Annotated in this window: 18 protein-coding genes; 11 read left to right on the top strand and 7 right to left on the bottom strand. The window is 70.9% G+C overall.

The window, feature by feature from the left end; all coding sequences use genetic code 11:
- Positions 1–40 precede the first annotated feature (40 nt).
- From DAE25_RS04860 to secA, 5 genes are all read left to right on the top strand, one after another.
- Complete coding sequence (locus DAE25_RS04860) at positions 41–796, top strand: ComF family protein (RefSeq protein ID WP_199907439.1); 756 nt, start codon at positions 41–43, stop codon at positions 794–796.
- Between the two features lie 375 nt (positions 797–1,171).
- On the top strand, positions 1,172–1,789 hold the full coding sequence (gene hpf, locus DAE25_RS04865) for a ribosome hibernation-promoting factor, HPF/YfiA family (RefSeq protein WP_107765111.1): 618 nt from the start codon (positions 1,172–1,174) through the stop codon (positions 1,787–1,789).
- A 49-nt stretch (positions 1,790–1,838) separates the two neighbouring features.
- Positions 1,839–2,531 (top strand): response regulator, encoded by a 693-nt coding sequence (locus tag DAE25_RS04870; protein WP_056886769.1) that lies wholly within the window; start codon positions 1,839–1,841, stop codon positions 2,529–2,531.
- Positions 2,528–3,751, top strand: a complete 1,224-nt coding sequence (locus DAE25_RS04875; protein WP_234410858.1) for a winged helix-turn-helix domain-containing protein — start codon at positions 2,528–2,530, stop codon at positions 3,749–3,751. The genes DAE25_RS04870 and DAE25_RS04875 overlap by 4 nt, the downstream gene beginning before the upstream one ends.
- Before the next feature lie 69 nt (positions 3,752–3,820).
- Positions 3,821–6,667 (top strand): preprotein translocase subunit SecA, encoded by a 2,847-nt coding sequence (secA, locus tag DAE25_RS04880; RefSeq protein WP_107765112.1) that lies wholly within the window; start codon positions 3,821–3,823, stop codon positions 6,665–6,667.
- Between the two features lie 91 nt (positions 6,668–6,758).
- On the opposite strand, the gene DAE25_RS04885 is transcribed toward secA, so the two are convergent.
- Positions 6,759–7,337 carry an Rv3235 family protein gene (locus DAE25_RS04885; protein ID WP_159083575.1) on the bottom strand — a complete coding sequence of 193 codons (579 nt, stop codon included), beginning with the start codon at positions 7,335–7,337 and terminating at the stop codon, positions 6,759–6,761.
- Positions 7,334–8,008: a LysM peptidoglycan-binding domain-containing protein gene (locus tag DAE25_RS04890; protein ID WP_199907440.1), complete on the bottom strand. Its 675-nt coding sequence runs from the start codon at positions 8,006–8,008 to the stop codon at positions 7,334–7,336. Before DAE25_RS04890 ends, DAE25_RS04885 begins: the two co-directional genes overlap by 4 nt.
- Positions 8,009–8,097: 89 nt before the next feature.
- Here DAE25_RS04890 and DAE25_RS04895 point away from each other — a divergent pair, with 89 nt between their 5' ends.
- Positions 8,098–8,628 (top strand): hypothetical protein, encoded by a 531-nt coding sequence (locus tag DAE25_RS04895; RefSeq protein WP_107765115.1) that lies wholly within the window; start codon positions 8,098–8,100, stop codon positions 8,626–8,628.
- Positions 8,629–8,659: 31 nt separating this feature from the next.
- Here the strand turns inward: DAE25_RS04895 and DAE25_RS04900 are convergent, their stop codons facing one another.
- The 5 genes from DAE25_RS04900 to DAE25_RS04920 form a co-directional block, all read right to left on the bottom strand.
- Positions 8,660–9,865: a glycoside hydrolase family 16 protein gene (locus DAE25_RS04900; RefSeq protein WP_159083577.1), complete on the bottom strand. Its 1,206-nt coding sequence runs from the start codon at positions 9,863–9,865 to the stop codon at positions 8,660–8,662.
- Between the two features lie 101 nt (positions 9,866–9,966).
- A complete protein-coding gene (locus tag DAE25_RS04905) occupies positions 9,967–10,287 on the bottom strand; it encodes a sec-independent translocase (protein ID WP_107765117.1) in 321 nt (106 codons plus the stop codon).
- A 3-nt stretch (positions 10,288–10,290) separates the two neighbouring features.
- Entirely contained in the window at positions 10,291–11,436 is a 1,146-nt protein-coding gene (locus DAE25_RS04910; RefSeq protein WP_107765118.1) for an Mrp/NBP35 family ATP-binding protein, read from the bottom strand.
- Positions 11,437–11,447: 11 nt separating this feature from the next.
- Positions 11,448–11,972 (bottom strand): DUF1003 domain-containing protein, encoded by a 525-nt coding sequence (locus DAE25_RS04915; RefSeq protein ID WP_107765119.1) that lies wholly within the window; start codon positions 11,970–11,972, stop codon positions 11,448–11,450.
- Positions 11,969–13,261 (bottom strand): magnesium transporter MgtE N-terminal domain-containing protein, encoded by a 1,293-nt coding sequence (locus DAE25_RS04920; RefSeq protein WP_107765120.1) that lies wholly within the window; start codon positions 13,259–13,261, stop codon positions 11,969–11,971. Before DAE25_RS04920 ends, DAE25_RS04915 begins: the two co-directional genes overlap by 4 nt.
- Before the next feature lie 108 nt (positions 13,262–13,369).
- Here DAE25_RS04920 and DAE25_RS04925 point away from each other — a divergent pair, with 108 nt between their 5' ends.
- From DAE25_RS04925 to DAE25_RS04950, 5 genes are all read left to right on the top strand, one after another.
- Entirely contained in the window at positions 13,370–13,825 is a 456-nt protein-coding gene (locus DAE25_RS04925) for a hypothetical protein (protein WP_107765121.1), read from the top strand.
- Between the two features lie 135 nt (positions 13,826–13,960).
- Positions 13,961–15,379: a phospholipase D-like domain-containing protein gene (locus DAE25_RS04935; protein WP_159083578.1), complete on the top strand. Its 1,419-nt coding sequence runs from the start codon at positions 13,961–13,963 to the stop codon at positions 15,377–15,379.
- A gap of 216 nt (positions 15,380–15,595) precedes the next feature.
- Positions 15,596–17,560 carry an endonuclease/exonuclease/phosphatase family protein gene (locus DAE25_RS04940; protein WP_107765124.1) on the top strand — a complete coding sequence of 655 codons (1,965 nt, stop codon included), beginning with the start codon at positions 15,596–15,598 and terminating at the stop codon, positions 17,558–17,560.
- 104 nt (positions 17,561–17,664) lie between these two features.
- The gene (locus DAE25_RS04945) at positions 17,665–18,726 is read left to right on the top strand and encodes a hypothetical protein (RefSeq protein ID WP_159083579.1); all 1,062 of its coding nucleotides are present in this window, start codon (positions 17,665–17,667) and stop codon (positions 18,724–18,726) included.
- On the top strand, positions 18,723–19,604 hold the full coding sequence (locus DAE25_RS04950) for a glycosyltransferase family 2 protein (RefSeq protein ID WP_107765126.1): 882 nt from the start codon (positions 18,723–18,725) through the stop codon (positions 19,602–19,604). Before DAE25_RS04945 ends, DAE25_RS04950 begins: the two co-directional genes overlap by 4 nt.
- Position 19,605: the final 1 nt, after the last annotated feature.

Consider the following 19,605-nt stretch of genomic DNA (forward strand, 5'->3'; position numbering starts at 1 on the left):
GACCCTCGACGCCGGGCCGCCGCGCTGGTGCGATGGACCCGTGCGAGACGCGGCCCTGGACCTGCTCCTCGGGAGCAGCTGCGTCGGATGCGCACGTCCGGGCCGGATGCTGTGCCCGGCGTGCCGTGCCGGGCTGCCGGCCCGGGCCACGGTCAGCTGGCCCAGCCCGGTGCCGCACGGACTGGTGACGCCGTGGGCGACCGGCCCCTACGCCGACACGCTGAGGGCCCTCGTGGTCGGTCACAAGGACCGCGGGCAGTGGTCGCTCGCCCGGGTGCTCGCCCGTCTGCTGGCGACGTCCGTGCGCGCCGCGGCCGGCCCGCCCGACGGCTCGCCGCTGGTCCTGGTGCCGGTCCCGTCGCGTCCCGGCTCCAGCCGCCGGCGCGGCTACGACCCGACCGGGGCCCTGGTGCGCGGTGCCGCCGGGCTCCTGGTCCGCGAGTCGTACGACGCGCTGCCGGCCGCGCTGCTCGTCTCCCGCGGGGGAGTGCGGGACCAGGCGGGCCTGACGGCCACGGAGCGGGGCGCCAACCTGGCCGGGTCGATGAGCTGCCCGGCACCCGGCCTGCGGCGCCTCGCCGCGCGGCGTACCCGGGCTCGCATCGTCCTCTGCGACGACGTCCTCACGACCGGCGCGACCGCCCGGGAGGCCCAGCGTGCGCTCGCCGCGGTGGGCCTCGCCCCGGTCGCCGTGGCCGTCGTGGCGGCCACCCGCCGACGCCTCCCCGGGACCGGGACGGTTGGCGTGTCCCATTCGGGACCCCTGTCCCTTGGCCCATCACCGGGGAGGGGCTAGCGTCTGTACATGGAGTCCGTCCGGGTCCGTGGTTGCGTCATCCGGACACCTGCGCGCCCGTCAGGGATCGCGCAGCTGCACGGGTGGCAAGCCGATGCCAGTCGCAGGCGAAACGGTCCACGTAAGGCTGGAGACAGCCGATCACGGTGCGGCTTAGACGTAAGTCCTGCCTCGCAGCCGTCGTCATATACGACGGTGGTCGGGAGAGGGCCGGTAGTGACATCCAAGTTGCGGAAGCCCCTGCAGGCGATTGTGGGGACGAAGACCAGGTCGGCCGGGCGGACTCCATCCCACCTGTCCGAGGACCCGGGCACGCCCGGGCGCCTCACTGCTCGGGTGGGCCGATGAAGTAGTTCCTGCTACCAGGAGGTTCACATGGATGTTGTGGTCACCGGACGGCACTGCGAGGTGTCGGAGAGGTTTCGTGAGCACGTCTCGGAGAAGCTCGCCAGGCTCGAGAAGCACGACCACCGGATCATGCGAGTACAGGTCGAGGTGGAGCAGGAACGCAATCCGCGTCAACACGATCGAGCCGTCCGCGTCGAGCTGACCGCCTTCTCCAAGGGGCCCGTGATCCGCGCCGAGGCCGCCGCCGAGGACAAGATGGGCGCGCTCGACCTCGCCATGGACAAGATGGCCGCCCAGATGCGCCGGGCCGCCGACCGCCGCCGGGTGCACCACGGCCGCCACGCCCCGGTGTCCGTCGCCCAGGCCCTGGCCGACATGCCGCAGGCGGAGACCACCGACACCGACGACGAGGTCGTCACCGAGCGCCAGGTCGGACCGATCACGGTCACCGGTGACGGACCGCTCGTCGTCCGGGAGAAGTCGCACGGTGCGAGCCCGATGACCCTGGACACGGCCCTCTACGAGATGGAGCTCGTGGGCCACGACTTCTACCTGTTCGTCGACAAGGAGAGCGAGAGGCCCTCCGTCGTCTACCGCCGTCGCGGCTACGACTACGGCGTCATCTCCCTCGACCTGGACCGCTGAGCGATGCACTCGTTGCCTCGGTCACGTCGGCTTCTGCAATGATGCGCGTGTGACCGAGGCAACGGGTGTTCCAGGCACCACCCCCCACGAGCCGATCCGCGTCCTGGTCGTCGACGACCAGGAGCTGTTCCGCCGGGGACTGACCATGCTGCTCGCGCAGGACACCGACATCGAGGTCGTGGGCGAGGCGGACGACGGGATCGCCGGCACCGACCTGGCGACGACGCTCGCGCCCGACGTCGTGCTGCTCGACGTCCGGATGCCGCGGCGTACCGGCGTGGAGGCCTGCCGGGCCATCAAGGAGGCCGTGCCGTCGGCCAAGATCATCATGCTCACCGTCTCCGACGAGGAGGGTGACCTCTACGAGACGGTCAAGAACGGCGCCTCCGGCTACCTCCTCAAGGACTCCTCCATCGAGGAGGTCGCCCAGGCGATCCGGGTCGTCAACGAGGGACAGTCGCTGATCAGCCCGTCGATGGCGGTCAAGCTCATCGACGAGTTCAAGCAGATGTCCAAGCCCGACAAGCAGCAGAGCACCGCGCTCAAGCTCACCGAGCGCGAGCTCGAGGTGCTGCGCCTCGTCGCCCGCGGCCTCAACAACCGCGAGGTCGCCAAGGAGCTCTTCATCTCGGAGAACACCGTCAAGAACCACGTCCGCAACATCCTCGAGAAGCTCCAGCTCCACTCGAGGATGGAGGCCGTGATGTACGCGATGAAGGAAAAGCTTCTCGACCTGCCGTGAGCGCGGTCGAGCGGATCACCACCCTGCAGGCGCGCCGCATCGCGCTGGCCGCCCAGGGCTTCACCGACCGCGCGCACGCCGAGCCGACGATGCGCACGCTCGAGCGCACCCTGTCGCGGACGGGGGTCCTGCAGGTCGACTCGGTCAACGTCCTCCAGCGCGCCCACTACATGCCGCTCTACTCGCGGATGGGCGCCTACGACGTCGACCTGCTGCGCCGTGCCTCCGAGCGCCGCCCGCGGCGGATGGTGGAGTACTGGGCGCACGTCCAGGCCTTCATGCCCGTCGACCTCTGGCCGGTGATGCAGCACCGGATGGCCGGCTACCGGTCCCAACGGGGCAAGTGGGGCTTCACCGCAGACCCGGCCCTCGAGCCCGGGGTGCTCGCGGCGGTCCGCGACCGGGGGCCGGTGACGGCGCGGGACCTGGAGGAGGAGTTCTCGGAGGGACCGCGCACCAAGGAGCACTGGGGCTGGAACTGGTCGCAGGCACGGAAGGTCCTCGACTACCTCTTCCTGGTCGGCGACGTGGCGATCGCCGGGCGCACCTCCCAGTTCGAGGTGCTCTACGACCTTCCCGAGCGCGTGCTGCCGGCCGCGGTGCTGGCCGCCCCGACGCCCACCCGGGCCGAGGCGGACGTCGAGCTCGTACGCCGCGCCGCGCGGTCGCACGGCGTCGCGTCGGTGCGCTGCCTCGCCGACTACTACCGGATGTCCGTCGCTGACACCCGAGCCGCGGTCGAGACGCTCCTCGAGGCCGGCGAGCTGAGCCCGGTCACCGTCCCGGGCTGGACGCGCGCGGCGTACCTCCACCGCGACGCCCGCCTGCCGCGGAGGGTGGGGGCGCGGGCCCTGCTCTCGCCCTTCGACCCCGTCGTGTGGGAGCGCTCGCGGGCCGAGACCCTCTTCGGCTTCTCCTACCGGATCGAGATCTACGTCCCGGCGGACAAGCGGGTGCACGGCTACTACGTGCTGCCCTTCCTGCTCGGGGACCGCATCGTCGCGCGGGTCGACCTCAAGGCCGACCGGGCGACCGGCCGGCTGCTCGTGCAGGGCGCCTTCGCCGAGCCCGACGCGCCGCCCGACACGCCCGAGGAGCTGGCCGCCGAGCTGGGCCGGCTCGCGGGCTGGCTCGGGCTGGGCGAGGTGGTGGTGGGGGAGCGCGGCGACCTGGCCCCGTCGCTGGCCGCCGTTGCAGCGGCCGCTGGGTGGCGTGGGTAGCATGATCGACGGCCATCCGGCCGCCCGTACGTTGCACAACTCACTCTCACTCAACGGAGTCGCATCACCGTGCCTGCCATCATCGACAAGCTCCTCCGCATCGGCGAAGGCAAGATCCTGCGCCAGCTCGAGACGATCGTGAAGGCCGTCAACGCCATCGAGGACGACTTCGTCGCGATGAGCGACGACGAGCTCCGCGCGATGACGGTGGAGTTCCGCGAGCGGCTCGACAAGGGTGAGGCGCTCGACGACCTGATGCCCGAGGCGTTCGCCACGGTGCGCGAGGCCTCCAAGCGGGTGCTGGGCATGCGCCCCTTCGACGTGCAGATCATGGGTGCGGCGGCGCTGCACCTCGGCAACATCGCCGAGATGAAGACCGGTGAGGGCAAGACGCTGGTCGCGGTGCTCCCGTCGTACCTCAACGCCCTCGAGGGCAAGGGCGTCCACGTCGTCACGGTCAACGACTACCTCGCCAAGTTCCAGTCCGAGCAGATGGGCCGCGTCCACCACTTCCTCGGCCTGACCGTCGGCGTGATCCTGCCGTCGATGCGTCCCGCCGAGCGCCGCGAGGCCTACGCCTGCGACGTCACCTACGGCACCAACAACGAGCTCGGCTTCGACTACCTGCGCGACAACATGGCCGACTCCATCGAGGACTGTGTCCAGCGCGGCCACAACTTCGCCGTCGTCGACGAGGTCGACTCGATCCTCATCGACGAGGCGCGCACCCCGCTCATCATCAGCGGCCCGACCCAGGACGAGGTGAAGTGGTACGCCGAGTTCGCGACGATCGCGCGCACGATGCGCATCGACGAGGACTACGAGGTCGACGAGAAGAAGCGCACCATCTCCGTCCTCGAGCCCGGCATCACCAAGGTCGAGGACCACCTCGGCATCGACAACCTCTACGACTCGGTCAACACCCCGCTCATCTCGTTCCTCAACAACTCCATCAAGGCCAAGGAGCTGTTCCGCAACGACAAGGAGTACGTCGTCATGGACGGCGAGGTGCTCATCGTCGACGAGCACACCGGCCGGATGCTGGCCGGGCGTCGCTACAACGACGGCCTGCACCAGGCGATCGAGGCCAAGGAGGGCGTCACCGTCCGCGAGGAGTACCAGACCCTCGCCACCGTGACCCTGCAGAACTACTTCCGGCTCTACGACACGCTCTCGGGCATGACCGGCACGGCCATGACCGAGGCGTCGGAGTTCGACAAGATCTACAAGCTCGGCGTGGTGCCCATCCCCACCAACAAGCCGATGGCCCGCGTCGACCAGCCCGACCTCGTCTACCGCACCGAGGAGGCCAAGTACCTCGCCGTGGTCGAGGACATCACCGAGCGCAGTGCCGTCGGCCAGCCGGTCCTCGTCGGCACCGTGTCGGTCGAGAAGTCCGAGCTGCTCTCCGGGCTGCTGCGCAAGAAGGGCGTGCCGCACACCGTCCTCAACGCCAAGCAGCACGCGGACGAGGCCAAGGTCGTCGCGCTCGCCGGGCACAAGGGCTCGGTCACCGTCGCCACCAACATGGCCGGTCGAGGCACCGACATCATGCTCGGTGGCTCCGTCGACTTCCTCGCCGACCAGGAGCTGCGCAAGCAGGGCCTCGACCCGGTGGAGAACGTCGAGGAGTACGACGCCGCGTGGCCCGCCATGGTCGAGCGGATCAAGGCCCAGGTCGCCGCGGAGCACGACGAGGTCAAGGAGCTCGGGGGCCTGTACGTCGTCGGCACCGAGCGCCACGAGTCGCGTCGCATCGACAACCAGCTCCGAGGTCGTTCCGGTCGCCAGGGCGACCCGGGCGAGTCGCGCTTCTACCTGTCCCTCGAGGACGAGCTGATGCGCCTCTTCAAGTCCGACTGGGTCGACCGCGTCCTGCAGGTGCTCAAGGTGCCCGACGACGTGCCGATCGAGAACAAGCGCGTCACCGGCGCCATCGCCAGCGCCCAGGGCCAGGTCGAGTCGCAGAACTTCGAGTCCCGCAAGAACGTCCTCAAGTACGACGACGTGATGAGCCGGCAGCGCGAGGTCATCTACGGCGAGCGTCGCCGGGTGCTCGAGGGCGCCGACCTCGAGGACCAGATCCGCACCTTCGCCAACGACGTCATCGCCGGCTACGTCGCCGGGTCGACCGAGGGCTACGCCGAGGACTGGGACCTCGACAAGCTCTTCACCGCGCTCGGCCAGCTCTACCCCTGCAGCCTCGACGCCGAGGGCGTCGAGGCGGCGGCCGGCGGCCGGGCCGGGATGAGTCGCGAGGCGCTCGTCGCGGACCTGCAGAAGGACATCCAGGCGGCGTACGACCGTCGCGAGGCCGAGGTCGGCGACGAGGTCATGCGCGAGCTCGAGCGGCGCGTCATCCTCTCCGTGCTCGACCGCAAGTGGCGCGAGCACCTCTACGAGATGGACTACCTGCGCGAGGGCATCTACCTGCGGGCCTACTCGCAGCGCGACCCGCTCGTGGAGTACCAGCGCGAGGGCTTCGACATGTTCGCCGCGATGATGGACGGCATCAAGGAGGAGTCGGTCGGCTTCCTCTTCAACCTCCAGGTCGAGGTCACCGAGGACGACGGTGACGACGAGCACGACCACGACCACGCGCATGACCACGACCACGACCACGAGCCGACCCCCGTCGGTGCGGCCGCCGCGGCGCCCGCGATCGACATGGGCGAGGCCCAGGGCCACGCGCCGCAGTTCCGGGCCAAGGGCCTCGAGCGCAAGGAGCGGCCGACCAACCTCGCCTACTCCGCGCCCTCCGAGGACGGCGAGGTCGAGGTGAAGGCCGAGGCCGTCTCCGACGAGTACGCGGGTGTCGGTCGCAACGACGTCTGCCCCTGTGGCTCTGGCAAGAAGTTCAAGCGCTGCCACGGCGCCCCCGGTGGGGCCACCGGCCGCGCCACCATGGGCGGCTGATCGCCCCACGCCCCTCCTCACGGCCGGACCCGCACGCTGCGGGTCCGGCCGTGTGCGTGCTGGGGAACGACGTCGGCCCCGTGCGGCCCCGTCAGCCGAAGACCAGCGCGACGCACTGCCAGCGTCCGTCGCGGGCCTCGAAGCGGGCGGCGAGGGCGCGGGAGCGCTGGCCGTGGCGGACCCGGGCCGAGACCTCGAGCGCGTCGGCCGCGACGAGGCTGGTGCGGACCGAGGCTACGGTGGGACGGATCGCACCGCGTCCACGGCCGGTGGCGGGGGTGGTGCCGGCGGCCGCGGAGACGGTCGCGGCCCGGCGGCCGAGCTCCTGGTAGAGCCGGTGCTCGGTGTGGCGCAGCAGCTGGCTCAGCGGCCGGTCGCCCATCGCGATCTCCACCGCCGCGCTGAGGTAGCGGTGCACGAACGCGTCGAGGCGGTGCCGCCGCTCGCCGTCCACGGCGACCAGGTCGAAGCGGGGCGCGTCCAGCCCTCCGTCGACGTCGGGCGGGTCGAGCCGCGGTGTCAGGTCGAGGGCGAGCGCACCCTGGACACTGGCCACGGGCACGGAGCGGCGGATCGGGATGACCTCGGCGTGGGGCTGGGTCTGCCGGGTGGTGGTCATGGACGGTCCTCTCCTGGTGGTGGTGGCGATCGGGCTGGTGCGGGGGCTCATCGGACGTCCCCTTCGTCGGTCGGAGGCAGCTGCAGCCGCTGGCCCGGGCGGATGAGGCCGGGGTCGGCGCCGATCTCGGCGCGGTTGGCGGCGTAGACCTCTCGCCAGGCCCGATCGACCTCGGCTGGTCCCGCGGACCGGGGGAGCCGGGCGGCGGCCAGGGTCCACAGGGAGTCGCCGCTGCGTACCACGACCTCGTCAGGGGCCGCCACGGGCGCCCGGTGGGCGACAGGAGCCGCTCGGGCGGGAGGAGCGGCCCCGACCGGGGGTGACGAGCTCGCGGTGGCGCGGTCGGGCAGCGGTAGCCCGACCAGGCGGTCGGTGTCGCCGCCCTGGCCGGCGACCGCGGGGGTCGCGACCCCCGCGACGACGACGGCCCCGCAGGCGGCGAGCACCAGGCGACGGGTCAGCCCGCGCGCCTCCCGGGGCACTCGACCTCGCACCAGCCCGACCGCCGTGGCGGTGGTGACCACCCACAGGCGAGCGCCGCAGCCCAGCACGACCGCGGCGCACACGGCCACCAGCAGGTCCTCGAAGCTGCGCTGCCACGTCGCCGCGTGGGCCAGCGTGGCTGCGGTCCCGCCGGCCAGCCACGCCGTGGCGGCCAGCGCGGCGCTCGCGCCCAGCCACACGACCAGGCACCGGATCCCTGATGCGTTCCCCCGAGACATCCCGAACCTTTCGTTTGCGTCCGTTTGCATCATTCAAAGAAGTTTTGCGACGGATGTCAACGGGTTGTGCACAGGCTAGGGTCGGGGTCATGCGCTGGGACGAGCAGCTCTTCGAGCTCTTCGACGACCTCGAGGGGCAGGCGTCGGCCCTGTACGACGTGGAGCGCGGCGCGGAGCTCGTCGACCGCAGCCGCGCGGAGTACCACCACGTCCTCCTGGCCGGGCGGCTGGTGGCGTCCGTGGGGTCGGTCGTGGCCCTGGAGGTGGCCGGCGTGGGCAGGGTCGAGGGCACGCTGCGGCGTACCGGAGACGGCTGGTGCCTGCTGCGCGGGCACCAGCAGGACTGGATCGTCCGGACGGCGCGCATCCACGTGGTCCACGGGGCCTCGGAGCGCTCGGTCCCCGAGGTCGCCTGGTCACCCCTGCAGAAGCTCGGCCTGGGGTCGGCGCTGCGACGGCTGGCGGAGTCGCAGGCGCGCTGCCTGCTGCACCTGGCCGACGGGTCCCAGCACGAGGCGGTCGTGCGCCGGGTGGGTCAGGACTTCGTCGAGGTCGAGCCACCGGCGGGGGCGCGGCTGCTGGTCGCCTTCGACGGCATCGCGGCGGTCCAGTCGCGCTGAGCGCGGACGGAACCGCTCACCCAGGGGACGATCAGGGACCGGTCTCCCAGACGCGGACCCAGTCGACGAACATGTGCTGGGGAAGCCGGCTGTCCTTCATCTTCGGGATCTCGTAGTCCGAGGCCAGGATACTGAGGATGGGGTACTGGTGGTCGGTGGAGATGCCGCCGCGGATGCGGTAGGTCTCCTTGCCGTCGATGCGGAAGACGAGCATCCGGGGCGTCCACTCCACCGAGAAGACGTGGAAGTTCTTCGACCACCCGTCACGCCGGCTCCTGAGGAACGACCTGAACTTCGTCATCCGAGCGCCGGTCTTGACCACCGTGTCGCCCTCGTAGCGGTGGATGAACGTGCCCAGGCCGCCCAGGGGGTGCTTGTCGCCGAAGTACTCGATGATGTCGATCTCGTGCCCGGGGCCTCCCGGGTACATGCCCCCGAGGGGCTGCATCCAGAAGGCGCCGTGCTGCCCACGCGAGTGGTGGAACTTGACGCGCGCCGCGGCGACGCCGTACCGGAAGGCGAAGGCGCCCAGGGTGCCGATGTGGCCCTGGAGGCGGTAGGCGTACCGGCGGCCGGGCTGGCCGCGCACCCCGGCCCGGCACCTGGTGGTCCTGCTGCGGTCCCTGATGACGCTCAGCCGCACGGCACCGTTGCGCACGCGGACCGCGCTGGGGTGCCCCTTCGAGCACCGGCGCAGGCTCTGCGGCTCGTAGGTCTGGCCCCGGTGGCTCCACGAGGGGCCAAGGGCGGTGCCCGCGAACTCGTCGCCCCAGGTCGGCGCCAGCCAGCGTTCCGTGCTGACGGGCTCGCTCACCACTCCGTCGAGCCCGCCGAACCGGAGTGCCTTCACGCGGTACGTCAGCGGCTGGCCGTCGACGGAGACCGGGGCGGCGAACTGCGCCCGACCGGCCCGGTCCTGCTTCACCCTGTCCACGTACCGCCAGGAGAGGCCGCGCTGGACCTGGAGGCGGACCGGGCGACCGGCCAAGACCGGCCTGACGGTGGCGGTGACGGCGGCCTTCGCCCAGGCGGCCGGGGCGGCCCGCGGCCCCTGCTGGACCACCTGGGGGAGTGCCTGAAGGCGGACCTGCTGCGTGCCGGTGGTGTGGACCGAGGTGGTCGCGGCTGTGCCCACCTCGGCGGTGTCGTCGGCCCCGGCGGGACCGGACCACAGGAGGAGGGACGCGGGCAGCAGCGGCACGAGGGTGCGGCAGGCGAGGATGCGGCTGGCAGGCATGGTCGAGCTCGTTTCGGGTGGCGGTGTTGATCGTGCGACGCGCCCGAGCTCGTCCTGGTTGTCGGCCCGACAGTTTTCCCGCAGTCCGGTGGCGCCTCGGATCAGGTGGCGTCGACGTCGTACGGCGGGATCTGGCCCTCGGCGAGCTCCGGCTCCTTCGCCGGCCGGTCGTCCTCGTCCTCCATCGCCTCGATGATGTGCTTGCGCACGATGTTGCGCGGGTCGAGGTCACGCAGCTCGAGGTCGGAGTACTCCGGGCCGAGCTCGGTGCGCAGCTCGTCGCGGGCCGAGTCGGCCATCGCCCGGGCCTTGCGGAGCATGATGCCCGCCTGCTTGGCCATCACCGGGAGTCGCTCGGGCCCGAACACCAGCACCGCCACCAGGGCGATGAGTGCCAACTCGGACAGACCGACCCCGAACATGGGTCAGAACTTAGCGGTCGGGGTGAGACCGAGCTGCATGCCGGCCAGTCCGCGACCCCGTCCGGCGAGCCGGTCGGCCACCGAGCGCAGCACCACGGCCGCCGGGGCGGTGGGGTCGGACTCGACGATCGGCTTGCCGGCGTCCCCGCCCTCGCGCAGCGACGGGTCGAGCGGGATGCGGCCCAGGACCGGTACGTCGTACCCGAAGCGCTGCGAGAGCGTCTCGGCGACGCGGTCACCGCCGCCGCTGCCGAAGACCTCCATGGTGGAGCCGTCGGGCAGGGTCAGGAAGCTCATGTTCTCCACGACGCCGATGACGCGCTGGTGCATCATCGAGGCCATCGTGCCGGCCCGCTCGGCCACCTCGGCCGCGGCCTCCTGCGGCGTGGTGACGACGACGACCTCCGCGCTCGGCAGGTGCTGGCCCAGCGAGATCGCGATGTCGCCGGTGCCGGGCGGCAGGTCGAGGAGCAGGGCGTCGAGGTCGCCCCAGTAGACGTCGGCGAGCATCTGCACGAGGGCCCGGTCGAGCATCGGGCCGCGCCAGGCGACGACCTGGTCGCGGCGCGGCTTGAGCATCCCGATCGAGATGACCGAGACGCCCGAGGGGGTCGGGACGGGCATGATCAGGTCGTCGACCTGGGTGGGGCGCGCGTCGGCGATGCCGAGCATGGCGGGCACCGAGTGGCCGTAGATGTCGGCGTCGACGACCCCGACCTTGAGCCCCTGTGCGGCCAGCGCCAGCGCGAGGTTGACGGTCACCGACGACTTGCCGACTCCGCCCTTGCCGCTGGCGATGGCGTAGACCTTGGTGAGCGACCCGGGCTGGGCGAAGGGGATCTCGCGCTGGGCCTTGCCGCCGTTGAGGACCTCCTTGAGGCTCGCCCGCTGCTCGGGGGTCATCACGCCGAGGGTGAGGTCCACCGAGGTGACCCCGGCGACCGAGGTGACGGCGGCGGTGACGTCGCGGTTGATGGTGTCCTTGAGCGGGCACCCGGAGACCGTCAGCAGCACGTGGACGGCGACGGAGCCGTCCTCGGCGACCTCCACCGAGTCGACCATCCCGAGCTCGGTGATGGGGCGCTTGATCTCGGGGTCGTTCACGGTCGCGAGTGCGTCCATGACCTGTTGCTGCGTGGGAGTGCTCATGATCGATGAGTCTACGAGCCGCCTGTCTCCTCCGACGGCTCGGGCTCGGGCCTGGTCAGCTCCTCGATGTCGCTCATCAGGCCGCGCAGCTCGGAGCGGAGGAAGTCACGGGTGGCCACCTCGCCCACCGACATCCGCAGCGAGGCCACCTCGCGGGCCAGGAACTCCATGTCCGCGTGGGCGCGGGCGTTGGCCTGGCGGTCCTGCTCGGCGACCACCTTGTCGCGCATCTCCTGCCGGTTCTGCGCGAGCAGGATCAGCGGAGCGGCGTACGACGCCTGGAGGCTGAGCATGAGCGTCAGGAAGATGAAGGGGAACGGGTCGAACTTCAGGTCCGCCGGCGCCAGCGCGTTCCACGTGACCCAGATGATCACGAAAAGCGTCATGTAGATGAGGAACTTGGCGGTCCCCATGAAGCGGGCGAACTGCTCGGCGAAGACCCCGAAGGCGTCGGAGTCGTAGCTGGGCCGCCGGACGAGGTGTCGACGGGCCTCGCGGGGGGTGTCGAGGCGGGTGCGGGCGCGGGAGTCGCTCATCGGCCACCGGTCCTCGGGGTCCGGAGGGGCCGGTCGCTGATCGGGCCGGGTCGCACCGTCTTGTCGCGCCAGTTGTCGGGGAGCATGTGGTCGAGGAGGTCGTCCACCGTGACGGCGCCCAGCAGCCGACCCTCGTCGTCGACGACGGGCGCGGCCACGAGGTTGTACGTCGCGAGGTGGGCGGCGACCTCCTCGATGCGGGCGTCGGGACGCAACGGGTCCAGGGCCTCGTCGAGGGCGGCGGCCACCAGGGTCGACGGCGGCTCGCGGAGCAGCCGCTGGATGTGGGCGGCGCCGAGCAGCTTGCCGGTGGGCGTCTCGAGCGGCTGGCGGCAGACGTAGACGAGCGCGGCGAGCGCGGGCGTGAGCTCGGGGTCGCGGACGTGCGCCAGGGCCTCGGCGATGGTCGCGTCGGGGGAGAGGATGACCGGCTCGGGCGTCATCATGGCGCCGGCGGTGTCCTCGACGTACGACATGAGGCGCCGCACGTCCTCGGCCTCGTCGGGCTCCATCAGACCCAGCAGGGTCGCCGCGGTCTCGGGGTTGAGGTCGGCGATCAGGTCCGCGGCGTCGTCGGCCGACATCTCCTCGAGGATGTCCGCCGCCCGCTCGGAGTCGAGGTGCTCCAGGATCTCGACCTGGTCCTCGTCGGGCAGCTCCTCGAGGACGTCGGCGAGGCGCTCGTCGTCGAGCGCGGCCACGACGGCGCTACGCCGCTCGGGCGGGAGGTCGTGGATCACGTTGGCCGCGTCGGCGGGCTTCATCTCGTTGAGCGCGGCGATGAGGTGGGTGGCGCCCTGGGCGTCCTGCCGCCGGGTGAGCCCGGTGACGTCACGCCACTCCACGGTGTGGGTCTGGCCGCGGCGCCGGAACCCCTTGGACGGCTCCTGGATCGCCACCCTCGACAGCACCCAGTCGCGGTTGCGGGCCTGCTCCATCGCGACGTCGTAGACGGTGCCGGTGACGCCTGTCGAGGTGATGGTGACCTGGCGGTCCAGCATCTGGCCCATCACCAGCGTCTCGGTGGAGCGCTGCTCGAAGCGGCGCATGTTGAGCAGTCCGGTCGTGTGGACCTGTCCGGAGTCGATGTTGGTGACCCGGGTCATCGGCACGAAGATCCGCTTGCGGCCGAAGACCTCCGCGACCATGCCGAGGACGCGGGGCTGCGTGCTGTCGGTGCGCAGGGCCACGACGATGTCGCGCACCTTCGCCACCTGGTCGCCCAGCGGGTCGAAGACCGGCAGCCCGACGAGGCGGGCGAGGAAGACCCGGTTCGGTGTGGTGCTCATCGCTCCTCCTCGGTCGTTCGTGTCCGGCAGCGAAGGCTACTCGCTCCGACCCGCGCGAGGGCCGACGGTGATGTGGTGGCCGTCGGCATGTCACTTACAGTGGAGCGCATGGTCGCCATCTGGAAGAGCTCAGCCCGCTCGGGCGCGCTGCTCTGCGCCGTGGTGCTCGGATCCTCGGTGCTCGGCGCCTGTGGCTCCGAGTCGGGTGCGGACCAGGCCTCCGAGTCCACGAGTGCCGAGTCCAGCACCACCGAGTCGCCCACCGAGACGCCCACCGAGACGCCCTCGGAGACGACACCGGCCGAGCCCGCCACCGACCCGGCCAACGGCCTCCCGGTGTGCGCGGACGTCTGGGTCGACGGGCTCGACCTCCCGACGGACTACACCGCCTGTTCGGATGGCGGCACCGCCGTCAAGCCCGAGAAGAAGATGTGTGGCTTCGGCAGCCCGATGATCATCCACGCCGACCGCTACTACGCGCTGCGTGGCAACCGGGTCAACGACGTCGGCGACACCGCCACCAGCGAGCAGTTCCAGTCCGCGCTGGCGGCCTGCCAGGCCTGACCCAGGTCGCCCGGTTGCACGGCCGCCGCCAGCGGCCCGACCCGACCGAGCCGCCCCGGACGACGTCCGCGTCGCCGACCACGACACAGCCCGGACCCGACATGCAGGGCCACGACACTCAGGGGAACCACCACGATGAAGTCCAACCGCCCGATCACGGCCGCGGTCGCCGCGCTGGCGCTGCTCGCGCCGCTCACGTTCCTGACGACCCAGGCCAGCGCCGGGGAGCCCCTGGCCGCCGCCGCGCCCACCACGACGCCCACGCCGACCCCGGCGCCGACGGCCACCCCCACGCCGACCCCGGCGCCGACCGAGACCCCCACCGAGGACCCGACGCAGGACGCCACGAGCAAGTGGCACCCGCGCCCCGGCGTGCGCTTCAACGAGCCGCGTGACCCCGAGCAGTCGCACAAGATCAACCGCTACATCCGTCAAGCCATCGCCAACACGCCCAAGGGCCAGTCGATGAAGCTCGTCACCTGGAACTTCAGCAACCAGCTCTTCGTCAACGACATCATCGCCGCCCACAAGCGCGGGGTGAGCGTCCGCCTGGTCATGGCCAACGGGCTCGCCGAGGACCAGAGCCGCTCCAACGGCTACTTCTGGCAGGTCCAGCGGGCACTGCAGAAGGGCAACAAGAAGCGTCCCGGCTACCTCAAGAGCTGGGCGCGCACGTGCAAGAACTCCTGCCGCGGCAAGGAGGGCATCCAGCACGGCAAGTGGTTCATGTTCAGCCGCACCGGCGGTCGCAACATGGTCGTGATGTCCACGTCGGCCAACCTCACCGACGCCGCGGCGTACAACCAGTGGAACGACCTGCTCACGGTCCAGGGCCGCGAGGGCACCTACGCCGCCTACGAGGCCGTCTTCAAGCAGATGTCGCGCGACCGGCAGGTCAAGCCGGCGTTCAAGACGTTCGACGACAAGAACTACGACGGCTGGTTCTTCCCGCAGATGGGCAAGCTGCGCAACCACAACGTCATCCGGCTGCTCAAGAAGGTCAAGTGCACGGGCGCCCGCGGGGACGCCGGCAAGAACGGCAAGACGGTCATCCGCGTCTCCCAGGCGGTCTTCAACGGCCGTCCCGGGTCGGCCATCGCCGGCAAGCTCCGGGGCCTGAAGAAGGACGGCTGCAAGATCAAGCTCGTCTACGGCGTGCTCAACAACAACTCGCGCAAGCTCCTCGACAACATCCCGCGCCGGACGATCCTCGAGGACACCAACGGTGATGGCTTCGTGGACCGCTACATCCACATGAAGGCGCTGACCATCTCGGGCGTCTACGGCCGCAACAAGTCCGCGCACGTCGTCTACCAGGGCAGCGCCAACTTCTCCGGCATGGCGACGCTCTCCGACGAGCAGGGCTTCATCATCAACAGCAAGACGCTGGAGAAGTCCTACTCGAAGTTCATCAACCAGCTGTTCAAGAACCCGCCGCCGCAGGGCCAGGACCTCATCAAGGAGATCATCCTGCGCCAGTCGGCCGGCTACGACCCGTTCGCGCAGGTCCGCGAGGAGATGGGCATGGGCGCCATGCAGCCCGCGCTCGACTGACCTCGACGACCACGAGAACGACCACGACGTCGACGCCGACCGGCGGCCCCGGGACAACCCCGGGGCCGCCGGTTGCGTCTCTCCTGGGGGCACCGCGACGCGGCGTGGGGTCCCGTACGGCGGTCGAGGTCTGGCCCACTGTGGTGGTTGTGACTTACCGTGACTGATGTTGCTCGTGATGTCCGCTCTGCTGCACTGCCTACCCCGGAGGTTGCCATGAAGGCGTACGCCGCCCTCATCGCCCTGGTCCTGAGCCTGTTGTCCCCGGTCGCACTGGCCGCCCCCGCGGGCGCCGGCACCACCGCGACCGGGGTCGGGGTGAAGGCCGCCTCGGCCGGTGCCCTGCCCGCCGCCGCGCGGCGCAAGGCAGGCATGGAGGCCGTGTCCGGCGGGGGAGAGCACTCCTGCCGACTGCCCGGCGACGGCTCGCTGCTGTGCTGGGGACGCAACTCCTACGGCCAGCTCGGCGACGGGAGGAAGGGCACCCAGACCCCGACTCCGCAGCGGGTGACCAAGGGCAACCCGTGGCGACGCGTCTCCGCCGGCGGTGGCACCACCTGCGGCATCAAGAAGAACGAGCGGCTCTTCTGCTGGGGCGTCAACCACCGCGGCCAGCTCGGCGACGGCACCACCAAGCAGCGCCTGCGGCCCGTCGTGGTCGCCAAGAACAAGAAGTGGACCTCGGTCAACGCCAGCTGGTTCAACACCTGCGGCATCACCCGGCAGACGAAGCTCTACTGCTGGGGCGACAACGCCGCCGGGCAGATCGGCGACGGCGGCAAGGCCAAGGTCCGCACCAAGCCGACCCTGGTCAAGAAGGGCAAGAACTGGACGTCGGTCTCGGTCGGCAGCCGATTCGTCTGCGCGACCAAGAAGAACGGCGCACTGTTCTGCTGGGGCGGCAACCTCTTCGGCCAGCTCGGCCACGGCAGCTACGCCGGCAAGGCCAAGCCCGCCCGCGTGGGCACCGGCAGCAGCTGGGCCGAGGTCTCCACCTCCTGGACCCATACCTGCGCCCGCAACACCAGCGGCGGGGTCTTCTGCTGGGGCCGCAACACCTTCGGGCAGGTCGGTGACGGCTCCGTGACCACCACGCCCACCCCGCGCCAGGTCGTGGGCAACCTCAAGGCCGTCGACATCACCACCACCGAGGGCGCCTCCTGCGCGATCGACACCAACGCCCGGGTGCAGTGCTGGGGCAACAACGCCTACGGCGTGATCGGTGACGGCAGCAAGCCGTTCTCCACCTCGCCCGAGGCGGGCCCGGCCGACATGCGCGAGATCGAGGGCGGCTGGCGCCACGTCTGTGGCGTCACGACCTCCGGGTCGACGTCCTGCTGGGGCCAGAACGACCGCGCCCAGCTCGGCAACGGCACGCTGACCAGCAGCCCGGCGCCCACCGAGGTCGAGCCGCTGCCGCCGGCGGACCCGGCCGGGGTCACCGACTTCCGGATCGCCACCGTCAACGCGCTCGGCAACGGTCACACCCGCCCCTACGCCCACGACGACGCGTTCGGCCCGGCGACCACCCGGATGAGCTGGATGGCCGACCAGCTCGACAACTCGGCGATCGACATCATGGGCCTGCAGGAGACCAACGCCGACCAGGTCTGGCACCTGCTCAAGGCCGCTCGCGGCACGTGGGACGTCTACCCCCGGCCCGAGGCCGGCGACGACGCGGCCGAGGCCGCCCTCGCCTGGCGCACCAGCGTCTGGGAGCTCGTGGAGGCGACCACGATGATGAACCAGTTCATCAGCAAGGAGCTGCCGCGCCCGATCGTCAAGCTGCGCCACAAGGTGACGGGCAAGGAGATCTACGTCATCAACGTGCACAACGCGCCGTGGGACTACCAGTTCAAGCGCAACAAGGCGACCAACGTGCAGATCGCCAAGATCAACGAGCTGCGCGCGACCGGCACGCCGGTCTTCTACGTCGGTGACATGAACGAGAAGCGCGAGATCCTCTGCAAGGTGCTCGGCAAGACCGACCTGGTCAGCCCGTTCGGTGGTGCGTACGACGACGCCACCGGCAAGTGCACCAACCCGCGCAGCCGCATGCGGGTGGACTGGATCTTCGGCTCGCCCGAGGCGACGTACTCCAACTTCGAGTACACCCGTCCGCCGCTGCTGAGCCTGGTCACCGACCACAACATGGCGCTGGTCGACGTACGCCTCCCCTGACCGGACGGAGGGTGCCGGAGCCGACTCGGTAGGGTCGGCCCCGGCACCACAGCACTACCGGCCAACCGGGGCCGGCTGCACCGGCACCTGGAAGGGGAGTGGACGTGGCTGATCGCGTCGTCCTCCACATCGGCTCGATGAAGTCGGGCACCAGCTTCATCCAGAACGTCCTCGGCAACAACCGCGAGGCCCTGGCCCAGCACGGGATCTCGTTCGCGGGGGAGCGCTGGCGGGACCAGGTGACCGCGGTCCAGGACCTCATCGCCCACGGCGGTCCGCGTCAGGAGCCGCTCGACCCGGCCGGGCCGTGGCTGCGGCTGGTCGAGGAGATCAACGCGACCCCCGGCACCTCGGTGGTCTCGATGGAGTTCCTCGCCCCACGCGTCACCGCCAAGATCGAGCTCGTCCGCGACGCCCTGCAGGGTGACCTCCAGGTCGTGCTCACCGGTCGCGACCTGGCGCGCAACATCGCCGCCATGTGGCTGGAGTCGGTGCAGAACGGCTCGGCGGTCGACTGGGACGCCTACCTCGCCGCCGTCCGCTCCGAGGACCGCTCGCAGCCGGTGGCGCGCAACTTCTGGAACCACCAGGGCCTGGCCGAGATCGCCCGGCGCTGGGCCGACGCGGTCGGTGAGGACCACTTCACGCTGATGACGGTGCCGCAGAAGGGCGCCCCGTCGAGCCTGCTCTGGGAGCGCTTCGCGCAGGTGCTGCACCTCGACCCCCAGGCCTTCGCCCTCGACGTGCGCGCCAACCCCTCGATCGGGCTGGCCACCGCGATGACCCTGCAGCACCTCAACGCGCTGCTCGAGGCCGACGGCTTCACCGACGACAAGTACTACGACCTGCTGGTCAAGCACCTGCTCACCAAGCGCGGGCTGGTGGCCCGCCAGGGCCAGGAGCCCCGCCTCGGCCTCGACGAGCGCTGGGTGATGAAGCGCGGCGCCGCGGAGGTCGCCGCGTTGCGCAAGCAGGGCCACCGGGTGGTCGGCGACCTCGACGAGCTGCTGCCGAAGCCGGTCCCCGGCGTCCACCCCTCGCAGGTCTCCACCCAGCAGCAGCTGGAGGCGGCGATGGAGGGACTGTCGCGGATGGTGCAGATCGGCGTCGAGCGCGAGGGCCGGCACCGCCGCCGGATCGCCCGGCTCAGGAAGGGCAACCGATGAGCTCGCTACCGCACGTCGCAGTCATCACCATGGCCCGCGACGAGGGCACCATGCTGCGCCGCTGGGTCGACCACTACTCGCGCGAGGTGGGGGCCGAGCACCTCGTCGTCGTCGACGACAACAGCTCGGACGGCTCCACCGACGACCTGCCCTGCCCGGTGCTGCGCATCCCGCCGCTGACCAGCAAGAAGTCCTTCGAGCCCGCCCGGATGGGCATGCTCGGCGGCCTGTCGGCCGGCCTGCTGGAGGCGTACGACGCCGCGATCTTCTGCGACGTGGACGAGTTCATCGTCGCCGACCCCAAGGTGCACGAGTCGCTGCGCCACTTCGTCGCCGCGCGCGAGGGTCGCCCCGCGGTCGGCGTGATGGGCCTCAACGTCGTCCACGACGTCGGTCGCGAGGCCGCGCTGGTCGACGGCGAGCCGATCCTGGGCCAGCGCCGGCTGGCGAAGTTCCTGCCGCTGATGTGCAAGCCGTCGCTCAAGTGGGACCCCGCACCGTGGGCGCTCGCCTCGCACGGCATCAAGTGCCCGTTCGAGGTCGACCCCGAGCTGTTCATGTTCCACATGAAGTTCGCCGACCGCGACCACCTGCAGGCCGTGGCCGACCGGCGCCACGAGATGTTCACCAGCGAGGGCCGCGCCGCCCGCACCAGCTGGGAGCGCAGCGGCGGCGACATGGTCGACCTGCTCGACGAGATCACCGCCGACATCGACCACGACGAGGTCAAGCCCTTCGGCCCGCCGCTGAAGAAGCTGCCGGGCATCGTCGAGCAGAGCGGGCCCGACGTCTGGCGCGCCGTGGGCGGCGGGCAGGTGCAGGCGATGCGCAACCGCCCCTTCGTCCGCATCCCCGACCGCTTCCTCGGCCGGGTGTGAG

This window comes from Nocardioides terrigena (assembly GCF_003047265.1).
Taxonomy (GTDB): Bacteria; Actinomycetota; Actinomycetes; order Propionibacteriales; family Nocardioidaceae; genus Nocardioides; species Nocardioides terrigena.